14 protein-coding genes and 1 tRNA gene are annotated in these 17,039 nt (G+C 39.5%); 6 read left to right on the top strand and 9 right to left on the bottom strand.

Annotated elements, in window-relative coordinates:
* Nucleotides 1-212 precede the first annotated feature (212 nt).
* A complete protein-coding gene (locus QXL17_06860; GenBank protein ID MEM4258851.1) occupies nt 213-683 on the top strand; it encodes an N-acetyltransferase in 471 nt (156 codons plus the stop codon).
* Here QXL17_06860 and QXL17_06855 read toward each other — a convergent pair.
* The 7 genes from QXL17_06855 to QXL17_06825 form a co-directional block, all read right to left on the bottom strand.
* Entirely contained in the window at nt 667-2,136 is a 1,470-nt protein-coding gene (locus QXL17_06855) for a hypothetical protein (GenBank protein ID MEM4258850.1), read from the bottom strand. The two genes, QXL17_06860 and QXL17_06855, sit on opposite strands and share 17 nt — an antisense overlap.
* Nucleotides 2,129-3,175 carry a DUF1611 domain-containing protein gene (locus tag QXL17_06850; protein ID MEM4258849.1) on the bottom strand — a complete coding sequence of 349 codons (1,047 nt, stop codon included), beginning with the start codon at nt 3,173-3,175 and terminating at the stop codon, nt 2,129-2,131. The genes QXL17_06855 and QXL17_06850 overlap by 8 nt, the downstream gene beginning before the upstream one ends.
* A 51-nt stretch (nt 3,176-3,226) precedes the next feature.
* Nucleotides 3,227-4,210, bottom strand: coding sequence for a pyridoxal-phosphate dependent enzyme (locus tag QXL17_06845; GenBank protein ID MEM4258848.1), 984 nt, complete (start codon nt 4,208-4,210; stop codon nt 3,227-3,229).
* Nucleotides 4,211-4,546: 336 nt separating this feature from the next.
* Nucleotides 4,547-5,713: an iron-containing alcohol dehydrogenase gene (locus tag QXL17_06840; GenBank protein MEM4258847.1), complete on the bottom strand. Its 1,167-nt coding sequence runs from the start codon at nt 5,711-5,713 to the stop codon at nt 4,547-4,549.
* 28 nt (nt 5,714-5,741) lie between these two features.
* Nucleotides 5,742-5,815: transfer RNA gene (locus tag QXL17_06835), tRNA-Arg, on the bottom strand.
* Nucleotides 5,816-5,833: 18 nt separating this feature from the next.
* Nucleotides 5,834-6,352, bottom strand: coding sequence for a KEOPS complex subunit Cgi121 (cgi121, locus tag QXL17_06830; GenBank protein ID MEM4258846.1), 519 nt, complete (start codon nt 6,350-6,352; stop codon nt 5,834-5,836).
* Complete coding sequence (locus QXL17_06825) at nt 6,349-8,520, bottom strand: DEAD/DEAH box helicase (protein MEM4258845.1); 2,172 nt, start codon at nt 8,518-8,520, stop codon at nt 6,349-6,351. Before QXL17_06825 ends, cgi121 begins: the two co-directional genes overlap by 4 nt.
* A 78-nt stretch (nt 8,521-8,598) precedes the next feature.
* Here QXL17_06825 and QXL17_06820 point away from each other — a divergent pair, with 78 nt between their 5' ends.
* The 5 genes from QXL17_06820 (at nt 8,599) to QXL17_06800 (ending at nt 11,740) form a co-directional block, all read left to right on the top strand.
* On the top strand, nt 8,599-8,904 hold the full coding sequence (locus QXL17_06820; protein ID MEM4258844.1) for a hypothetical protein: 306 nt from the start codon (nt 8,599-8,601) through the stop codon (nt 8,902-8,904).
* A gap of 64 nt (nt 8,905-8,968) precedes the next feature.
* Nucleotides 8,969-9,232, top strand: coding sequence for an EF-Tu/IF-2/RF-3 family GTPase (locus tag QXL17_06815; protein ID MEM4258843.1), 264 nt, complete (start codon nt 8,969-8,971; stop codon nt 9,230-9,232).
* 4 nt (nt 9,233-9,236) lie between these two features.
* Nucleotides 9,237-9,623, top strand: coding sequence for a translation initiation factor IF-5A (locus QXL17_06810; GenBank protein ID MEM4258842.1), 387 nt, complete (start codon nt 9,237-9,239; stop codon nt 9,621-9,623).
* Nucleotides 9,624-9,664: 41 nt separating this feature from the next.
* Nucleotides 9,665-10,525: an agmatinase gene (speB, locus tag QXL17_06805; protein ID MEM4258841.1), complete on the top strand. Its 861-nt coding sequence runs from the start codon at nt 9,665-9,667 to the stop codon at nt 10,523-10,525.
* Between the two features lie 33 nt (nt 10,526-10,558).
* Nucleotides 10,559-11,740, top strand: a complete 1,182-nt coding sequence (locus QXL17_06800; protein ID MEM4258840.1) for an FKBP-type peptidyl-prolyl cis-trans isomerase — start codon at nt 10,559-10,561, stop codon at nt 11,738-11,740.
* Here QXL17_06800 and QXL17_06795 read toward each other — a convergent pair.
* Entirely contained in the window at nt 11,719-13,122 is a 1,404-nt protein-coding gene (locus tag QXL17_06795) for a DHH family phosphoesterase (GenBank protein ID MEM4258839.1), read from the bottom strand. The genes QXL17_06800 and QXL17_06795 overlap by 22 nt on opposite strands.
* A gap of 47 nt (nt 13,123-13,169) precedes the next feature.
* Nucleotides 13,170-16,718 (bottom strand): pyruvate:ferredoxin (flavodoxin) oxidoreductase, encoded by a 3,549-nt coding sequence (gene nifJ, locus QXL17_06790; protein ID MEM4258838.1) that lies wholly within the window; start codon nt 16,716-16,718, stop codon nt 13,170-13,172.
* Nucleotides 16,719-17,039: the final 321 nt, after the last annotated feature.

Raw genomic sequence — 17,039 nt, 5'->3', positions numbered from 1 at the left:
ATCAATATATTGCCTCGTTGCTTGCAACGTGGAAGTTACAAGGGAAAAATATTGCGGAAGAGACTGAGAATCTCCTCAGAAGTGAGCTCTGTCTATCTGGAGCTTGACAAATACGTTTGCAATTACAAAGAATGCATACGACGCATTGGAACAATAGCATGCAAGGCGTGAAGGTAAAACTATTTTAATCTCACGACGCCTATATGTAACCAATGAACGACTGTCAACGTATCAGATACGCAAACATCACCGACTTAGATCAAATATATGCTATTGAACAACGATGTTTTCCAGGAAACACTTCGTATTCCTATCGACAGTTACAGTATCTTATAACAAAAGCAAAAAGCTCTTGCTTAGTTGAAGAAAAAGCTGGACGTATCCGAGGCTTTACTATTATATTATTTAAAAAAAATTCACGGATATGCGGCTTAGAAACAATTAATGTTGATCCTGAGTTTCAGAGAAACGGAATTGGACAAAGGTTGCTATGTGCAGCAGAGAAAGAAATGAAAAAAAGGGGCAGCTATTTCTGTAGGCTTGAAGTATCGATAACAAATAAGGGTGCACGCAATTTCTATAAAAAAAATGGTTACCAGGACATCAAAGTATTAAAAAAGTATTATCGGTATGAACATCACGGTTCTTGCGATGCCGTTCGGATGATTAAAAAGTTGGTTTGAGTATGTTTACAGAATCGATGGGGACCCATGTTTCATTGTCTAGAGTACAGTATCCAGTCGTATACTGCTCAAAGATAGAAAAAAGAGGTTTTCTAAACCGTGGTGGTATCTGCTCCGGATCACTCCCTGTTTTACTGAGATGGATTTTTTGAACATGATCAATACACCCAATTGTTGGTTTATTGCTTTTATTTTTTAAAAGGAAAAATGCTTGGTTTTTTTCATCTTCATCAAGTTTTAGATGATGATGGTCGATAGTGTTGAGAAACGATGTTATCTGCTGATCGGTATATTGTAGTTTTTTTGGATCAAGGTTATTAGCAAGGAGAAAAAGCAAAATTCCATGGCATTTAGAACATTTCCCACAAGGAAGTATTGTGCTCTTGTGGATATGACATGAATGGCATGATCGTTGTTGTTGTGATAAGTCAGGATATCGTTCGAAAAGAATACGTTGTCCAACCAATCCAGAAATAGAAAGTAATGCGGACCACTGATGTAATCCTTGAACTCGGTGTGTATACCATTCATTCATTCGTCGATCAAAATCTTGATGCTGATCATAGATTCCATAATAATGTTTGATTCCTTTATAGCGTATCTCGTACCGCACATCATCAAATTCATTTCCCATGAGGAGATTTCCAATGGAATTTTCGATGAATAATGGAAGTAATGAAAAGATGTAATACGGAAAAACACAGAGATGAATTGGGTAGATATCTGCTCGTATACGGTGATGATGTGGTTTGATAAAAAATAGATGATCGAGCATAAAGGTATAAAAACGATCAACATTGGTCCAAACACGAGCTGTGTTTGGATCGGTTTTTCTATGGTAGCGATACGCAGTAAGTGCAGTTCTCCAATGACCCCCGCTCTCATTGATGTACAATGGATACACCTCAGCGTGTATTTCTTTGAGAAGACCATAGGTTAATAAACTGTCTTTACCACCGCTAGAGAGAATACCACATCGCGTATCATCGAATCGTGTTGTTGAGGCGATATTACGATCGACATCAACATATTGTGGCTGTATACCTGCTTGTGGTTCAGCATCATGTGGTGTAACTGTTGATTCATCAGGAAAATACTCTGGAATGATGTACGGATTTTTTTTGTTTAATAGTTTATTTACAAAGATGTCTCGACTAAATATTGTGTTAAAATCATTCAGCAGAGAATAATCTGATGATGAAATAGGGAATTTTAAAATAAGTTTTTGTGAAAACAAACTATAGTTGAGAAGCGGCATACAAAACGCAAGACGAAGCAATGGTTTAAACTCAGGATTAATCGGGTGCTCGTAGGTAAGACGGAGAGTAAATTGTATCTTTGTCGTATCAGTTTTTACAATCGATACAACAGCATGTGCTGTATTTTTTTGGATGACTGGATCATCAAGAGTTATTGAAGAAAAACAAAGAAGAGATTGCTTTGATTTATTCATAAGTGTCCTCAAGCATATCAACAATTTTTTTTACTCCTTCAGAAATCGGTTCAACAACAGGAACGTGAAAACGTCGTTCGTATTTCTTTTTAATCAAGGGAAGTTCTGAGGTGTGAATATTTTCTTTATTTATTCCTATGCCGAGAAGTTTTTTTTCAGTTAATAGTTCAGCAATTTGAACAACTCGTTTTGGATCAGGCATTGGATACCCTGAAAAACCATCGAGGTGTAGTCGGTTCGGTGCATCAACGAGAAGAAAACCATGGACGTTGCCTGCTGTAAGTATTTCAAAACCACCGGGAAAAAAGGGATGTACCAAGCTCCCCTGTCCTTCAAGAATCATGTACTGCGGACGCTCATCATTCCATGAATCAAGTAAAGCTCCTTCAATCCCACCAGCAACAAAATCGTTGATAACTGCATCTAAAACAAGGCCATGCGGCCAACCTTGCATCCATCCAGTTTGACCTGTATAAATCATGTCTGCTGTCTTGCCTCGTCTTTTAAATTCTTCCACAATGAGAACTGCGAGAGTTCTCTTACCGATTGCTGAGTCAGTTCCAAGTACCGCAATACGAATTGATTGGATCTTTTTGGCCTCTCCAGTGTAAAATCGCTTATAATCTCGGAATTTTTTTCGAACATCAAGAATAGTACAACCATAGCGCTTGGCTAGATTTTGGAATCGTGGATTATCCGAAAGAAATTCATGAAGACCACTCACAACATCGTACTTATGTTCTAAAGCCCAAAGTACTGCATGATCGTATCCCTTGGGGAGAACACCTCCTTCTGAAACTGCTCCAATGATGAAAACATTTGAATCTGTACACGCATGAGCTTGGTCGAGATTATTGAACAGAGGTATACCGCGGGGTATGCCATCAAGATATTCTCCAGCATCACCAGGTTGAAGAGTCGTATCAACAACACCAGTTATATGGTATCGTTTACTGTACCGAATAAGACCATGGGCCGTCTTCCCGTCAGCAGTTTTGTACAACCGATCAACATACAGTAATGCTTTGTTTTTTTCCATACTCACACTTAAAGTTTTGTTTCTCATTTTCTAGAAAAATATTTTTTTTAATTATCTAAAATTTCTCCCCGTGAGAACAACAACATAGTAACTATTGAGCTGCCGATGTTGCTTAAATTTGATTAAAGCTTCAACAGCACTTGCTGATGCTGGAAGCACATTGATTCCTTCTTGATCTCGAAGGACTTTATGATAGTGGAGCATTTTCGTATCACTCGCGTAGTCTGCCCAACCGTTGGTTTCGTAAATTGCTTGGAGTGCCTCATCACCATCGTAGGAGTGATAACTGATGAGTGGTTCGTTGATTGCTGTTTCTTTAAGTTCAGTTGGAAGTAGATCCTGTGTTTTTGATCTGTGTTCCTTAAAACTTTTAACAATTGGATTTCCACCAGGTGTTGAGGCTCCAACAAGATACGGCATCGAATCGATGACCCCGCGGGTGAGTAAATCTTTAAAGCCATGATAGATGCCTAACAGTGTTGTTCCATTACCAACTGGTACTGAAACCGCTGTTGGTACGCGACCGAGTTGCTGGACGATCTCATAGGCGATTGGTTTGTATCCTTTCCACCCATCGCTTCCACTTCCTGGATTCGCATCATAGAGATGCTCATGCTTTGCAAGTCGTCTACTTTCCTCCACTGCATCCTCATATTTACCGTCAACTGAGATGACTTCAGCACCAAGTTTTTTCAATTCAAGTTTCCGCCGAGGTGACAAGAAATATTTTTCAGGAATTAAGATGGATGTTTTCAATCCGACAAGTTTAGCAAAATATGCCAAACTCATACCATAATTACCGCAAGTACCAACCGTTATACCCTGAGCATGTTGTTGTAAAGCTTGCTGAATGTGATACTGAGATATCCGATCCTTTTGCGTACCCGTAGGATTACTTCCTTCAAATTTCACGTAAATATTTTTGAAACCAAGAATTCGCTCAATATTTCTCGTGCGAGTAAAAAGTGTATGTCCTACGGCATCAAAAGGCGGCGGTTCTTCAGAATCAGTAGAAAGACCCGTCAAACTCCCCATCAACTCTTCTCATCTCTCCTACAGCATGGATATATCAAAGATTGTTCATTTTTTCAACTTTTTTAGTTACGTTAATTGACCATATCGGTATTGTGTTTTTGGTATTAATATTTTATGAAAAAGATACTCAAAAAAATCTCAAAAAATTTTTTGATAATTTTATGTTTGAAAAATTTCCAAAAAATGCAATACGAATACAATGAGTAATGTTTTTAATAAGACGATAAATTGTCTATGTGTCTCTGTGAAATGAAGAATCAGTGACAAACATGATCTGATTTGACGACACAGAGCAACAAGTGGTCTCCGGACACCCTACCGGAGACCAAAAAAAAATTATTCGTATGCGGCAGTTAAAATTTTGAAAACATCAGTGGTGTTAAGTTTTTTGAATTTACCGATATCACCAAACACACAACTTTTTTGTGCCATATCTCTAAGACTTTCTTTTGGTACGCCAAGTTCACAAAGTTTTTTAGGTAACCCAAAACTCTCAAAAAAAATCCTTGTTTGATTTATACTCTGTTTCGCGATTTTTTTCTGATCTTTTCCATGAAAACCCCAAACATTCAGAGCATAAGTACCAAATTTTGGAAGTGTAGTATCATCCAAAACATAGTTCATCCAAGCAGGCGTTAGTATCGCAAGACCAACGCCATGTGTAACATCATACATCGCGCTGAGTGCATGTTCCATCGCATGAGTTGACCAGTCACCAGTTTTTCCGTATGCAAGAATGCCGTTTAAAGCAAGACTACTTGCCCACATGAGATTTGCTCGTGCATCATAGTTTCGTGGTTCATTCATGGCTATTGGACCATAATGGATACATGCTTTCAAGATTGATTCAGCGAATCGATCCTGTATATAGGTTTCTGGGACAAGGCTGAAGTATTGTTCAAGGACATGGCTAAAAATATCAATGATCCCTGCTGCAGTGTGTTCTTTTGGAACTGTAAAGGTATATGTTGGATCAAGAATTGAAAATTTTGGTCGGATAAGATCTGTGTGAATTGCAAGTTTTTCTTGCGTTTGTTCATTGGTAATCACTGCGTTACCATTCATTTCAGATCCGGTTCCTGCAAGTGTCAGAACAGTTCCAATTGGTAAAGCTTTTTTAATTTTAGATTCGTTACCAGTAAAATAGTACCAAGGATCTTGATCACAATAAAAGCCAGCTGCGATTGCTTTTGCACAATCAATAGTACTCCCCCCACCAACTGCTAATATAAAATCTATATTATGGAGTCGTACTAGTTCGATACCATCTCGTACACTTTGAATGCTTGGATTTGGTTTTATACCAGATAGTTCAAAAAAAGAAATATCGTTTTTTATAAGCTGACCGACAACTGCGTCATAAATTCCATTGCGTTTGATACTTCCTGAACCATAGACGAAAAGAATCCGTTGGGAGTACCGTTTTATTTCTTCTGCGAGCCGTTCGATTTTATTTCTTCCAAAGAGTATTTTTGTTGGTATGTTGTAGGTGAAATCAAGCATATCGTATCACCTGAGTTAAACGAATGAACGCCCGTGCTGGGATTCGAACCCAGGTCTGAAACTCCGCAGGCTTCTAGGATATCCAAGCTACCCCACACGGGCATATATATACTTTTTTGATTATTTGATGATGTCAACCAAGGCTACTCTTTCAAGGATGAGATCACCATATTTTTCTTGTGAAACGGTTTGTATTTCGGTATCGGTGATTCCAAATCTTTTCAAGGTATCGTAATCACCTTCAAGTACCTTATCATCATGCTGAAAATTATGTTCTTTTAAAAATGCTTGGATAAAACGATGCATTTCAGAAGATTTTTTTGGTTCCATATTGATGAAAACAAACGCGATATTCTTTGTATTTTTTTTAAGACCAAGTTTATTGATTGCTTTTTTAATTTGTCGTTCACCTGCTGCGTATAAGAGTATTTCTTTTGCAAGAGAATTTGTTGATTGTGTTTTCTGTTTAAAAGCACGGAGTGCATGCAGAGCAGCAGATTTTAAGTGCTTTTTACCACACACAACATCTGCATCAAACACTTGAACAATCATTTGTTCTTTTACCGAAAGGCTCTCGAGTTTTTTGAGAAAATGATCAACCGATGAAATACTACCACGTGCACCGATGATTGAAATCATACTTGATCCTCATCTATTGTTTTGTTTGTTTGTAGATTGTGTTCACCAAGTTGTTTTTTTATGTTTTCCGCAACAGTTTTTCCGATGGTTTTTACCTGAGCAAGCCGCTCAACAGGTACTCCTCGTAAATCATTTATAGTTTTAAATCCTTGATTGTAGAGCGCTCGTGCACGTACCCGACCGATACCTCGAAGACTGATAAGGTTGATGAGTTCTTGTTTGATTCCTTTTTCAACTCGAAGAAGTAAGTCATTCAGCTGTGATACGCAGTCATAGTTGTAACTACGAGCAAATTCCCGCATTGCATGGAGGAGCCACTGTGCAACTTCAACAATATTATGAATATCGCCAGGCCATACGTTATATTTTGTCTCTAACATGTCGTAGGGTACCTCTTCAATCCAGTCCAACAGAAGAAATGCTGTTTTTATATCTGAAAGAAACCATTCATACTCATCACTCGAAGGATCAGGAATATCAAATAGAAGCTGGTCAGTAAGATGTTCTATTTGTTCTTCAATCCATGAGTCCGTCGTACGAAGATACAGCGATCGAAGATCAGGTGTTGAACAAATCGCATGCAGATAGGAAAATGGTGTTTTTTTTCTACAACCTTGGAATTCTAATGCCTTTTTCAGTTGAACCGCAGACAATGGGTCAATATAGAGTGACGAGGTTCTTGTACCAAACAACGTTGCCTGGTACCCATGCCCATGAGCGGCGATAAAACCATGTTCACTCAAGAATCGCAGGGCGGTATCAATCTCAGATGTAAGTGTTGATGTGTCAGACATATACGAGTAAAACGTGCTATTGATGAATTTTTGAATCGTTGTTGTATCAGTTGCAAAACCAGTTGCAATAGCAGAGAGCAGATGCATCCGAAGTGCTGATTGTGTACCAAGTTTTGAATAGATTGGTTCAGTGTCAGCAAGAATATAATTATAGAAAATCTCGTCCTGCTGTTGTTTATTTTTTGCAATGGTGATTGCTTCACCATACTCATCATAGCCTGGTCTACCTGCTCGCCCTGCCTGTTGTTTGTATTCAAGAATCGGTATCGGAGTCATCCCTAGGTTAACATCATAACGCCAGAGATCACGGATGATCACACGTCGCGCTGGCGTATTTACTCCTGCTGCAAGCGTTGGAGTTGCAATAATACATTTAATAATTCGATCTTTGAATCCTTGCTCGATAATTCGTCGTTCAGCACTACTAAGTCCGGCATTATGAAACGCAACACCTGAACTAACACAGGAAAGCAATGTCTGTGATACTATGGTTGATTCAGTTTCTTCGGTATCAAGCTTTTTTCTGAGTTTTTTGAGTTGTTCCAATTCCTTCTGCGTAAGCATCGGACGTATGAGATTTGTGAGCTTTTGTGCTGTTGTAATAGTGGATTTCCGATTGTTGACAAATACCAGTACCTGCCCGCCGTTTCTTACTATTTCTTCAACAAGTAATTCAACGCTATTTTCAGACGAACCTATAATTTTTACCTGTGAATTATTGTTAAATCGGATCGTATCACGAAATAGTACACCTTCTTTCAGGGGGACTGGTCTCCAAGTTGTTTGAATAAGTTTTCCACCAAGCCAATCTGCTAACTCAACCGCGTTTTTGATGGTTGCTGAAAGACCGATCAGCTGGATATGTGGATTTAATGCTTTGAATCGAGCAATGATAACTTCGAGAGTTGGTCCGCGGCTGGGATCATGGATGAGATGGATTTCATCGACGACTATAACTTTGATCAGATCAATCCAGATAATACCATGGCGGAGGAGAGAATCTGCTTTTTCAGAGGTGCAGACAATAATATCGTAGCGTGAAAGTTTCGTATCTGACGTGTCAAGATCTCCTGTCGAAAGTGCAACTTTTAATCCAAGTGATTTGAATTTTTGGAGATCTTCATATTTTTCCCAAGCGAGCGCTCGGAGCGGGACAATATAAAGAGCTTTACCTCCTTCTCTTCTGAGCCGATGGAGAATTGCTAGATACGCTATGAGGCTTTTTCCTGATGCTGTTGGTATCGACAGAAGCAAATTTTTCCCTTCTAATGCATAAGGTAACGCTTCCTGTTGAGGTGGATACAATGTGGTTATTCCTTGATCATTAAGAAGTTTCATTACATCAAGGTCAAGGAGTTCTTGTTTTTTTACCATAATGTATAAAGGAGAGATGGGAAAGAAGTTAATAAACCATAACATTATACTAGTCTGTAAGTTTACTTGGTGAGTACTATGGGCCGAAGGCAAACAATGATGGAAAAATATAAGATGCAAATGAAAGCATATCGAAAAAAACGAGGGAAAATTGACCATACGCCGTTTCTCCCACCAGATGGTGTCGTTTATATTATGGATTCGTTAAATCCTGGGAAAAAAATCAAGGCCGAAGTTGGTAAAACACGGGAGCGAAGTCAACGACTCGTGATTGACACGTTACTTTGCCCAGAATGCAAAAACGAGATGACGTGGGATGATAACTGGGAAGCATTTATTTGTACAAAACATGGGAAAAAAGGAATTTATGAACTTGTAGTTTGAACAGAGGAAATATGTACGGTGAAGTATAAGTATAACTATCCTTATTACAGGTCTGTGAGCAACTATGGTTGAAGAGAAAATTGGTGTTGTTGAACACTTTTTCACAAAAATCAGTGTTGCTGCAATCAAAATAACAGACGGCGTACTAAACGTTGGTGATACAGTTCATATCGTTGGTGCAAATACCGATGTGAAAGAAACAGTTAAGCAGATGGAAATGAACCGAATGCCAATAACCACTGCTAAAGCTGGCGATGCAGTTGGTATTAAAATCTTGCAACGAGTACGCGAACACGACATTGTTTATAAAGTACCAAAAGGTGAATAGAACCATGAAAGAGTTAGCTGAAGTGAGAACATTAAAAGAAAACCGATATATGTTGATTGATGACGAACCTTGTAAAATAGTAAGTATTTCTACCTCAAAACCAGGGAAACACGGTGAGGCAAAAGCTCGTATTGAAGCAATTGGTGTTTTCGATGGACAAAAACGCAGTGTTGTCCATCCGGTAAAACACAAAGTAGGTGTTCCAATTATTGATAAAAGAAACGCACAAGTTCTTGCATTAATGGGCGAAGATACAGTGCAGCTGATGGATCTAGAAACCTATGAAACGTTTGAAATGCCGATTCCTGAGGAGTTTAAAGGTCAACTCCAACCAGGCAATGAAGTGATGTATCTTCAAGCGATGGGAAAAAAGAAAATCACGAGAGCATAATCATGAAGTAACGTTTTTGTTATCGATATTGCCAGATTCCTATGGATTCTTCATCGTATTTTGCTGATGCTGATGCAAGTTTTAGTGAGGGACAGTGTATCCTTTTTGGAGTTCCCTTTGAAAAAACATCATCGTTCCGTCATGGTGCAGATCAAGCACCTCACCAGATCCGCAAAGCCTCATGGAATTTTGAAACCTTTGATCTTCGAACCGGTGTTGATCTCAGAGAAATCAAGACGCATGATTACGGTGATCTACATGTTCAACACTGTTCACCGCAACAAATGGTTGAAGAGGTTCGTTCTTTTACAAAAGCAATTCGTAAGGAAAAGAAATTTCCAATTGCTCTCGGTGGGGAACATTCAATTACCCCGGGGATTGTTCATGCATATCCCAAGGATATCGCAGTATTGTCACTCGATGCGCACATTGATTTCCGCAGAGAATATGAAAACGATATGAATAACCATGCTTGCGCGGTTCGTCGAATCTCAGATCATATCCCTATTGAAAACATCGCGGTTGTCGGTATTCGTTCTGCTGAAAAAGAAGAATATCTCGAAGCATCAAAGTTAGGGTTATTCTCAATTACTGCATACACAATCCAGAAAAAAGGAGTAACTGATACGATTGGCCAGATAAAAAACAAGCTAAAGGGTAAAAAAATCTATCTCACTCTTGATATTGATGTTGTTGATCCTGCATATGCTCCTGGGACAAGCACCCCAGAACCCTATGGCTTAACACCACTGCAGGTGCTAGAAATTCTTGATGCTTTTATACCTTCACTGGTTGGTTTTGATGTTGTTGAGGTTTGTCCACCGTATGATCATGGGCAAACCGCGCTCCTTGCTGCACGGTTTATTCGAACGGTTATCGGTGGAACTTTGGCCAAAGAGTAACTAATATATAGAGCTTTCTTATTCAACACGTTTATGCAAAAAGAAAAAATAGCGCTCATAACACTTGTAATAATCATCGTTGCAGCGTTATCTGTCTTTCTCGCTGCCATGTACTATCCAGATATTTTTGAAAATCTTTTTGTTGATAAAACCATTAAAGAAGGAGATCTATGCGACGTCCATTACATCGCACGATTCGCATCAAATAACACGCTGTTTGACTCATCATATCTCTACCCAGAAAACAAAACCGGTGGTTCACCTCTCAAGATTTTCGTAACAACGGACAGTTCAGCAAAACCACCTGAACAATATAAAAAATATTCAAATCAGATCGGAGATACGTATGTCGCAGGGTTTATAGAAGGGCTTATTGGTTTACGAGAAGGGCAAACAGCAACCATTGGACCAATACCTCCTGAAAAAGCGTTTGGTACAAATAAAGTAGGCGTTGGTAGCATTTTTACAACTCAAAATATCTCTATTGGCCTGCCGATGAACGTTGAAGTAACATCGTATTCCAAGGATTCTATGAACCTGCGATGGGTAGAACTAGAAGCATTAAAAAATTTTACAGCACCTCAGTTAATTATTACTGATTTTGATCAGCTCGCTGTGTATAATCAGGTTGGGGCACTTTTTGTGCCACCACCGTGCCATCTATGGAAAAATGCAAGTAACATTGTTGACAGTACCGATTCAACCGTGACAATAAAAACAACACCGACAGCAGATCTGTCGTTTATTACTGAAATTACTCCTTTATATGATCAACAGGGATTAACTACAAACAACCCTGTCTTCTATGTCTTACCAAAAGATACAACAGTGACATGGGATGAGAGTACCGTAACGTTAACAAGCAATACAACTATTGGAAAAAGCTATTACTACACCCAGCAGTTCTACGGAAGTGAGTACATCTACAATTTTACTGTTGTAAATATCAGCACTGACAAAATAAACTTTTCAATGACAATCAAAGGAGAAGGAGCAAACGAGTCACAAGTCACCTATACTGAGGTGGCGAAGGTATATTCATTTAATTTATCATTTACAATTCCGCGAGAATTTAAAAATATTTCAAATTTCTTCGTTGAGATGCTCTACGCTAGTGAAATCGAAAAAGCTGGATACAGTCTTCATGAATTTGCAGGTGAAACAATTATTTTTGAAGTTAAAATTGTAAAAGTCTATAAACCTGGATCAAGTTGATGCTGGATTTCTTGTTCGACAAGAGTCAAAAACTCTTGTTCTTTTCCTTTTGGTATTGTTGCACCAGCAGCGATACTATGACCTCCACCAACACCACCAACAACTTTTGCCGCATTTTTCAATGCTTGTGAGAGATTCAAACCTTTATCAACAAGTTTTTGTGTTGCCCGCGCCGATACTTTCACATCACCATTCTCTGTATCTGCAAAGCCAAAAATAGGAAGGTTCCGATCAACCGCATCCGAATTCAACAACATATTAGTAACAATCCCTATAATGGTATCACGAATTCCAGAACCCGCATGAAAAAACTGTAAAAACCTCCGTTTTTCGAGTTTTTCTTCGCGGGCATACTGAAGTCCTTCAACAAGATTATGACGATGACCAAGCAATAACTTTTCAGCTTTTTTAAACCAGGTATTCCGATCACCAAGACAAACATTTAATCCAACATCAGCTTGGCCGTACCGTGCAGTCGCATTTAATAATGTTGCATATTCTTTTGCTTCATGAAGCTCACTCCCTGGTTGTTCCTGTGAAAGGATATAAATCTCACCAACGATCCGTTTTGTAATCATATGACCATAGCCTCTGCGGAGGAGAAGTCGTGCAATTGCTGAGAGAATTTTCTGCCTTTCTGTTTTTGTTAGATCGATCCATCGCCGCCAATAATCTCCATCTTTGAGGGTGATCCCAAGGTCCTGGAGAAATGCTACAGAAGCCTCTTCGCGTCCCGATATCCCAGGAATTTCAGGATCGGTTGCATATTGTAACAGTTTTGCTACCGGACGGGTTTCTCGCCCGAAATATCTAATATCAAGTTTTTTTTGAAGAACACCTCGAGTAATCCCATCAGAAAGAATATATTCATTATACCCAGTCAATTTGCAGAATCGATGATCTTGAAGATCACCGCATGCACCAACAATAGCAAGAGACGAAAGATCAGTATTGTTTTCATCTAATGCTTTAGCAACAAGATACGTCGTTCCGGCACCGCTTATTTCATAGGTTCCATCATAATTAAACAGATGAGGGTTAAGATGAAAATCTGTATTGGTATCAAGTGAACAGAGATGATGATCAGTAATAATTTTATTGATAGATTCATAAGAATCAGCAATGCTACTTCCCAGATCAGTAAACCATACTAAGGGATAGTGTTCCTTGACTAACCGTGACAAGACCGCTTCATCGAGCTGTTTTACACATTCAATACTGTAGCTGATCTCCTGTCGTTTCAAAGCTAATGCTGCAATTGCACCCGCTGTTAAACCATCTGCATCAATATGGGTCACAATATGGACCGAGCGGGCGTTTTGAATGATTTCGGCAATTTTTTGTGCTCGTTGAAGCAAGATTTGTCCCTCTAGGTATACCATCTCTGCATAGAAAAGAAGATGATTAAATACTATTTGGTTTAAGGAACTTATTCTGATCGTTCTGCCATGGATTTATACATCTTGTACCGTGCATTGATATTATCTTCAAGCATTTGATGAAGTCTATGTGCTTCTTCAGGGAACGTCTGTTCAAGAGCAGCGTATCGAACTTCTCCTCTTAAGAACTCACGAAGGGTACCATTGGGTTCTTGAGAATCAAGTTGGAACGGGTTTTTTCCTTCATGAGCGCGACGTGGATCATACCGGAATAACGGCCAGTAACCACAGTTAACTGCAAGTCGTTCTTCTTCCTGAGTTTTTCCCATGCCTTTCTTAATACCATGATTGATACAGGGAGCATAGGCAATGACTACTGAGGGCCCAGGATAAGATTCAGCTTCTCTGAGAGCGTTTAACGCATGGCTCATATTCGCACCCATCGAAATCGAGGCGACATAGACATAGCCATAACTCATCGCCATAAGCCCTAAATCTTTCTTTTTAGTTTTTTTACCTGATTCTGCAAATTTTGCAATAGAACCTGCAGGTGTTGCTTTTGAAGATTGCCCTCCAGTATTTGAATACACCTCGGTATCAAATATCAGAATGTTGATATCCTCTCCCATTGCAAGTACATGATCCAACCCACCATACCCAATATCATATGCCCAACCGTCACCACCAACAGCCCAGATTGATTTTTTCGTCAGCAAATCCCGAAGATTCCAGATTTCTTGGAGGATATCAGAACTACGATTCCCAGCAAGTAATGTTTTAATTCTATCCCCGTAGTGTTTTGACTTTTCCGGGTCGTTCATCGCATTAAGCCAACCCTGAAATGCCTCGTGAAGGTCACCGGTTGTTTTCGGGAGTGCTTCTCTGATAAGATCAGCAAGTTTTGCCCGCCGTTGTGTTATCGCCAGAACCATGCCAAAACCATATTCAGCGTTGTCTTCAAACAAACTATTTGCCCAAGCAGGTCCAAATCCATCTTTATTCACGGTAAAAGGTACCGAGGGAGCAGAACCACCCCAAATCGAAGAGCATCCGGTTGCATTGGCGATGATCATTCGCTCTCCGAAAAGTTGGGTGACAAGCTTGAGATACGGTGTTTCACCACATCCAGCACAGGCACCTGAAAATTCAAGTAACGGTTGTTGAAATTGAGAGCCTTTTACTGAGTATCGATCAAAACCACCGGTTCGAGATGGCAGCGTTTCAATAAACTGCTGTGAGGGAACCTGAGTATCCAGCTGGGTTTCAAGGGGTTTCATAACTAATGCTTTTTCCTTTGCAGGGCAGACATCAGCGCAGTTACCACAACCCATACAATCCTCAGTATATACCTGAATTCTGAATAATAAATCAGCGGCATTTTTTCCAACTGCTTTTTTTGCTGTAAAACCAGGAGGAGCTTTTTTCACGTCTTCATTGGTGAGAAGATATGGACGTATTGCTGCATGCGGACACACCAAGGAACATTGGTTACATTGGATACAATTTTCAACAACCCATTCAGGAACCATGATGGCAACACGCCGTTTTTCATATTTTGTTGTCCCCAGGGGGAAAATACCACCAGGCGTGAAAGAACTCACCGGAAGTTTATCCCCTTTCTGTGCGAGCATCGGACGCATGACTTTTGAGATAAAGGCAGGTTCATCTTTTTTTTGTATTTGATCATCAGGACGGTCTTTCCAGGAAGTGGGATAATGAACTTCAACAATTTTTTCAAGTGTACCATCAACTGCTTTCCAGTTCATCTCAATAACTGTTTGTCCTTTTTTTGCATAGGTTTTTTCAATCGATTTCTTTAAATGATTAATAGCTTCTTGGACTGGCAGAACATTTGAAAGTTTGAAAAAGACGGTTTGCATAACCATGTTGATACGGCCGCCAAGACCCAGCTCTTTTGCAATTTTTACTGCATCGATGACATAGAATTTCAGGTTTTTTTGTGCAATTGTTCTTTTTAATGAATTCGGTAGTTTAGTTTCCATCTCAGCAAGTGTCCACGGTGCATTGAGTACAAATGTTCCTCCTTCTTTTATACCTTCAAGTAAATCGTATTTATCAACATATGAAGGTTGATGACAGGCGATGTAATCTGCCTTATCAATAAGATACGTTGAATGGATTGGATGTTTTCCAAATCTGAGATGTGACATAGTCACACCGCCAGATTTTTTTGAATCATATGCAAAATATCCTTGGACGTAGAGTGGGGTGTTGTCACCAATAATCTTGATTGCTTCTTTATTGGCACCAACCGTACCATCAGAACCAATGCCCCAGAATTTACATCGAATCAAACCTTCTGGCGCAGGATCAATTTGCTCACCAAGTGGCAACGAAGTATGCGTTACATCATCAACAATACCAACGGTAAATCGATTCTTTGGTTCTTGAGCAGCAAGATTATCAAACACAGCTTTTACCATAGTTGGCGTAAAATCCTTTGAACCTAAACCATACCGACCTCCATATACCTGAATGTCAAGTTTTTTATTTTGGATCGCTGAACAGACATCAAGATATAATGGCTCACCTAATGCTGCCGTTTCCTTTGTCCGATCAAGAACAGCAATTCTTCTGACAGTCTTCGGTAGGGCATGAACAAAATGATCAACAGAGAAAGGTCGAAACAACCGAACTTTGATTAAACCCACATTTTCCCCTCTTTGTAAAAGATATTGAACTGTTTCTTCAGCTGCCTCACAACCAGAACCCATCATAACAATAACCCTATCAGCGGTTGGCGAGCCGACATAATCAAAAAGATGGTATGACCTGCCGGTTAACTGTTCGACTTTCCGCATCTCTTCCTCAACGATTTGCGGTACTCGGCTGTAATATTGATTAGCTGCTTCATTCACCTGGAAATAAATATCAGGATTTTGCGCAGTTCCTCGTTGATGAGGATGTTCTGGATTTAAAGCACGATTTCGATGTCGTTGGATTGCCTCCCAATCAACAAGTTTTTTGATGTCCTCATATCCGATAACCTCGATTTTTTGTATCTCATGCGATGTTCTAAAACCATCAAAAAAATGAACAAATGGGACACTTGCTCGAATCGTAGCTAGATGGGCGACGAGCGCTAAATCCATAACTTCCTGAACCGAATTTGAACAGAGGAAGGAAAATCCAGTTGAACGTACCGCCATAACATCTTGATGATCTCCAAAAATTGAGAGCGCTTGACCTGCGATCGCCCGACCAGTGACATGAAACACTGCAGGCATAAGTTCTCCTGCAATCTTATACATATTTGGAATCATAAGTAATAATCCTTGCGAAGCTGTAAACGTCGTTGCAAATGCTCCTGCCGAAAGCGCTCCATGAACCGCTCCTGCAGCTCCTCCTTCAGACTGCATCTCAGCGATTTTTAACACCTGATTAAAGATATTTTTTCTGCCGTAGGCAGCCCACTTATCTGCTTCTTCGCCCATCGGTGTCGAAGGAGTAATAGGATAAATAGCCGCAACATCGCTAAACGCATATGCAATGTGAGCTGCTGCAGTATTGCCATCAATGCTTTTCATTTCTACCTGTTTGTTTGTTTTGGTTTCAATCACTGTCTGTTGTTGATCCATAGGAAGACATCACCTCAAAAAGCGAGGTTAAAATGTTGTTTCGTATATTTAATGTTTAACCGGTATTGATGGGTGATTGATAAATATTTGGTTACCCTGCACAGAGAAAGCAACCTTAAGATATATCAATCATCGGAAAAAAACATGCAATAAAAAAAATCTTTTGATGCTTAGCGTGTTCTGATTGTTTTTAATATCTTTTCATTGGTCATCGGTTAAGCCCACCATTCCTCCCTAAATCTCTGTCGATTCACATGCGGATCAAATGCCTGACAATCGTATAAAGTATAGAAATCCATCAGATCCATCTTGATATTCAGA

Source organism: Candidatus Thermoplasmatota archaeon (genome assembly GCA_038884455.1).
Taxonomy (GTDB): Archaea; Thermoplasmatota; E2; order DHVEG-1; family DHVEG-1; genus JAWABU01.
The sequence above is the reverse complement of the archived record's forward strand: the minus strand, read 5'-3'. Positions and strand labels throughout refer to the sequence as shown.

What these genes read in the sequence shown, in the direction of transcription:
- QXL17_06860 (MEM4258851.1), top strand. Translation starts at nt 213, where the DNA reads ATGAACGACTGTCAACGTATCAGATACGCAAACATCACCGACTTAGAT.
- QXL17_06855 (MEM4258850.1), bottom strand. Translation starts at nt 2,136, where the DNA reads ATGAATAAATCAAAGCAATCTCTTCTTTGTTTTTCTTCAATAACTCTT.
- QXL17_06850 (MEM4258849.1), bottom strand. Translation starts at nt 3,175, where the DNA reads ATGGAAAAAAACAAAGCATTACTGTATGTTGATCGGTTGTACAAAACT.
- QXL17_06845 (MEM4258848.1), bottom strand. Translation starts at nt 4,210, where the DNA reads ATGGGGAGTTTGACGGGTCTTTCTACTGATTCTGAAGAACCGCCGCCT.
- QXL17_06840 (MEM4258847.1), bottom strand. Translation starts at nt 5,713, where the DNA reads ATGCTTGATTTCACCTACAACATACCAACAAAAATACTCTTTGGAAGA.
- cgi121 (MEM4258846.1), bottom strand. Translation starts at nt 6,352, where the DNA reads ATGATTTCAATCATCGGTGCACGTGGTAGTATTTCATCGGTTGATCAT.
- QXL17_06825 (MEM4258845.1), bottom strand. Translation starts at nt 8,520, where the DNA reads ATGGTAAAAAAACAAGAACTCCTTGACCTTGATGTAATGAAACTTCTT.
- QXL17_06820 (MEM4258844.1), top strand. Translation starts at nt 8,599, where the DNA reads ATGGGCCGAAGGCAAACAATGATGGAAAAATATAAGATGCAAATGAAA.
- QXL17_06815 (MEM4258843.1), top strand. Translation starts at nt 8,969, where the DNA reads ATGGTTGAAGAGAAAATTGGTGTTGTTGAACACTTTTTCACAAAAATC.
- QXL17_06810 (MEM4258842.1), top strand. Translation starts at nt 9,237, where the DNA reads ATGAAAGAGTTAGCTGAAGTGAGAACATTAAAAGAAAACCGATATATG.
- speB (MEM4258841.1), top strand. Translation starts at nt 9,665, where the DNA reads ATGGATTCTTCATCGTATTTTGCTGATGCTGATGCAAGTTTTAGTGAG.
- QXL17_06800 (MEM4258840.1), top strand. Translation starts at nt 10,559, where the DNA reads ATGCAAAAAGAAAAAATAGCGCTCATAACACTTGTAATAATCATCGTT.
- QXL17_06795 (MEM4258839.1), bottom strand. Translation starts at nt 13,122, where the DNA reads ATGGTATACCTAGAGGGACAAATCTTGCTTCAACGAGCACAAAAAATT.
- nifJ (MEM4258838.1), bottom strand. Translation starts at nt 16,718, where the DNA reads ATGGATCAACAACAGACAGTGATTGAAACCAAAACAAACAAACAGGTA.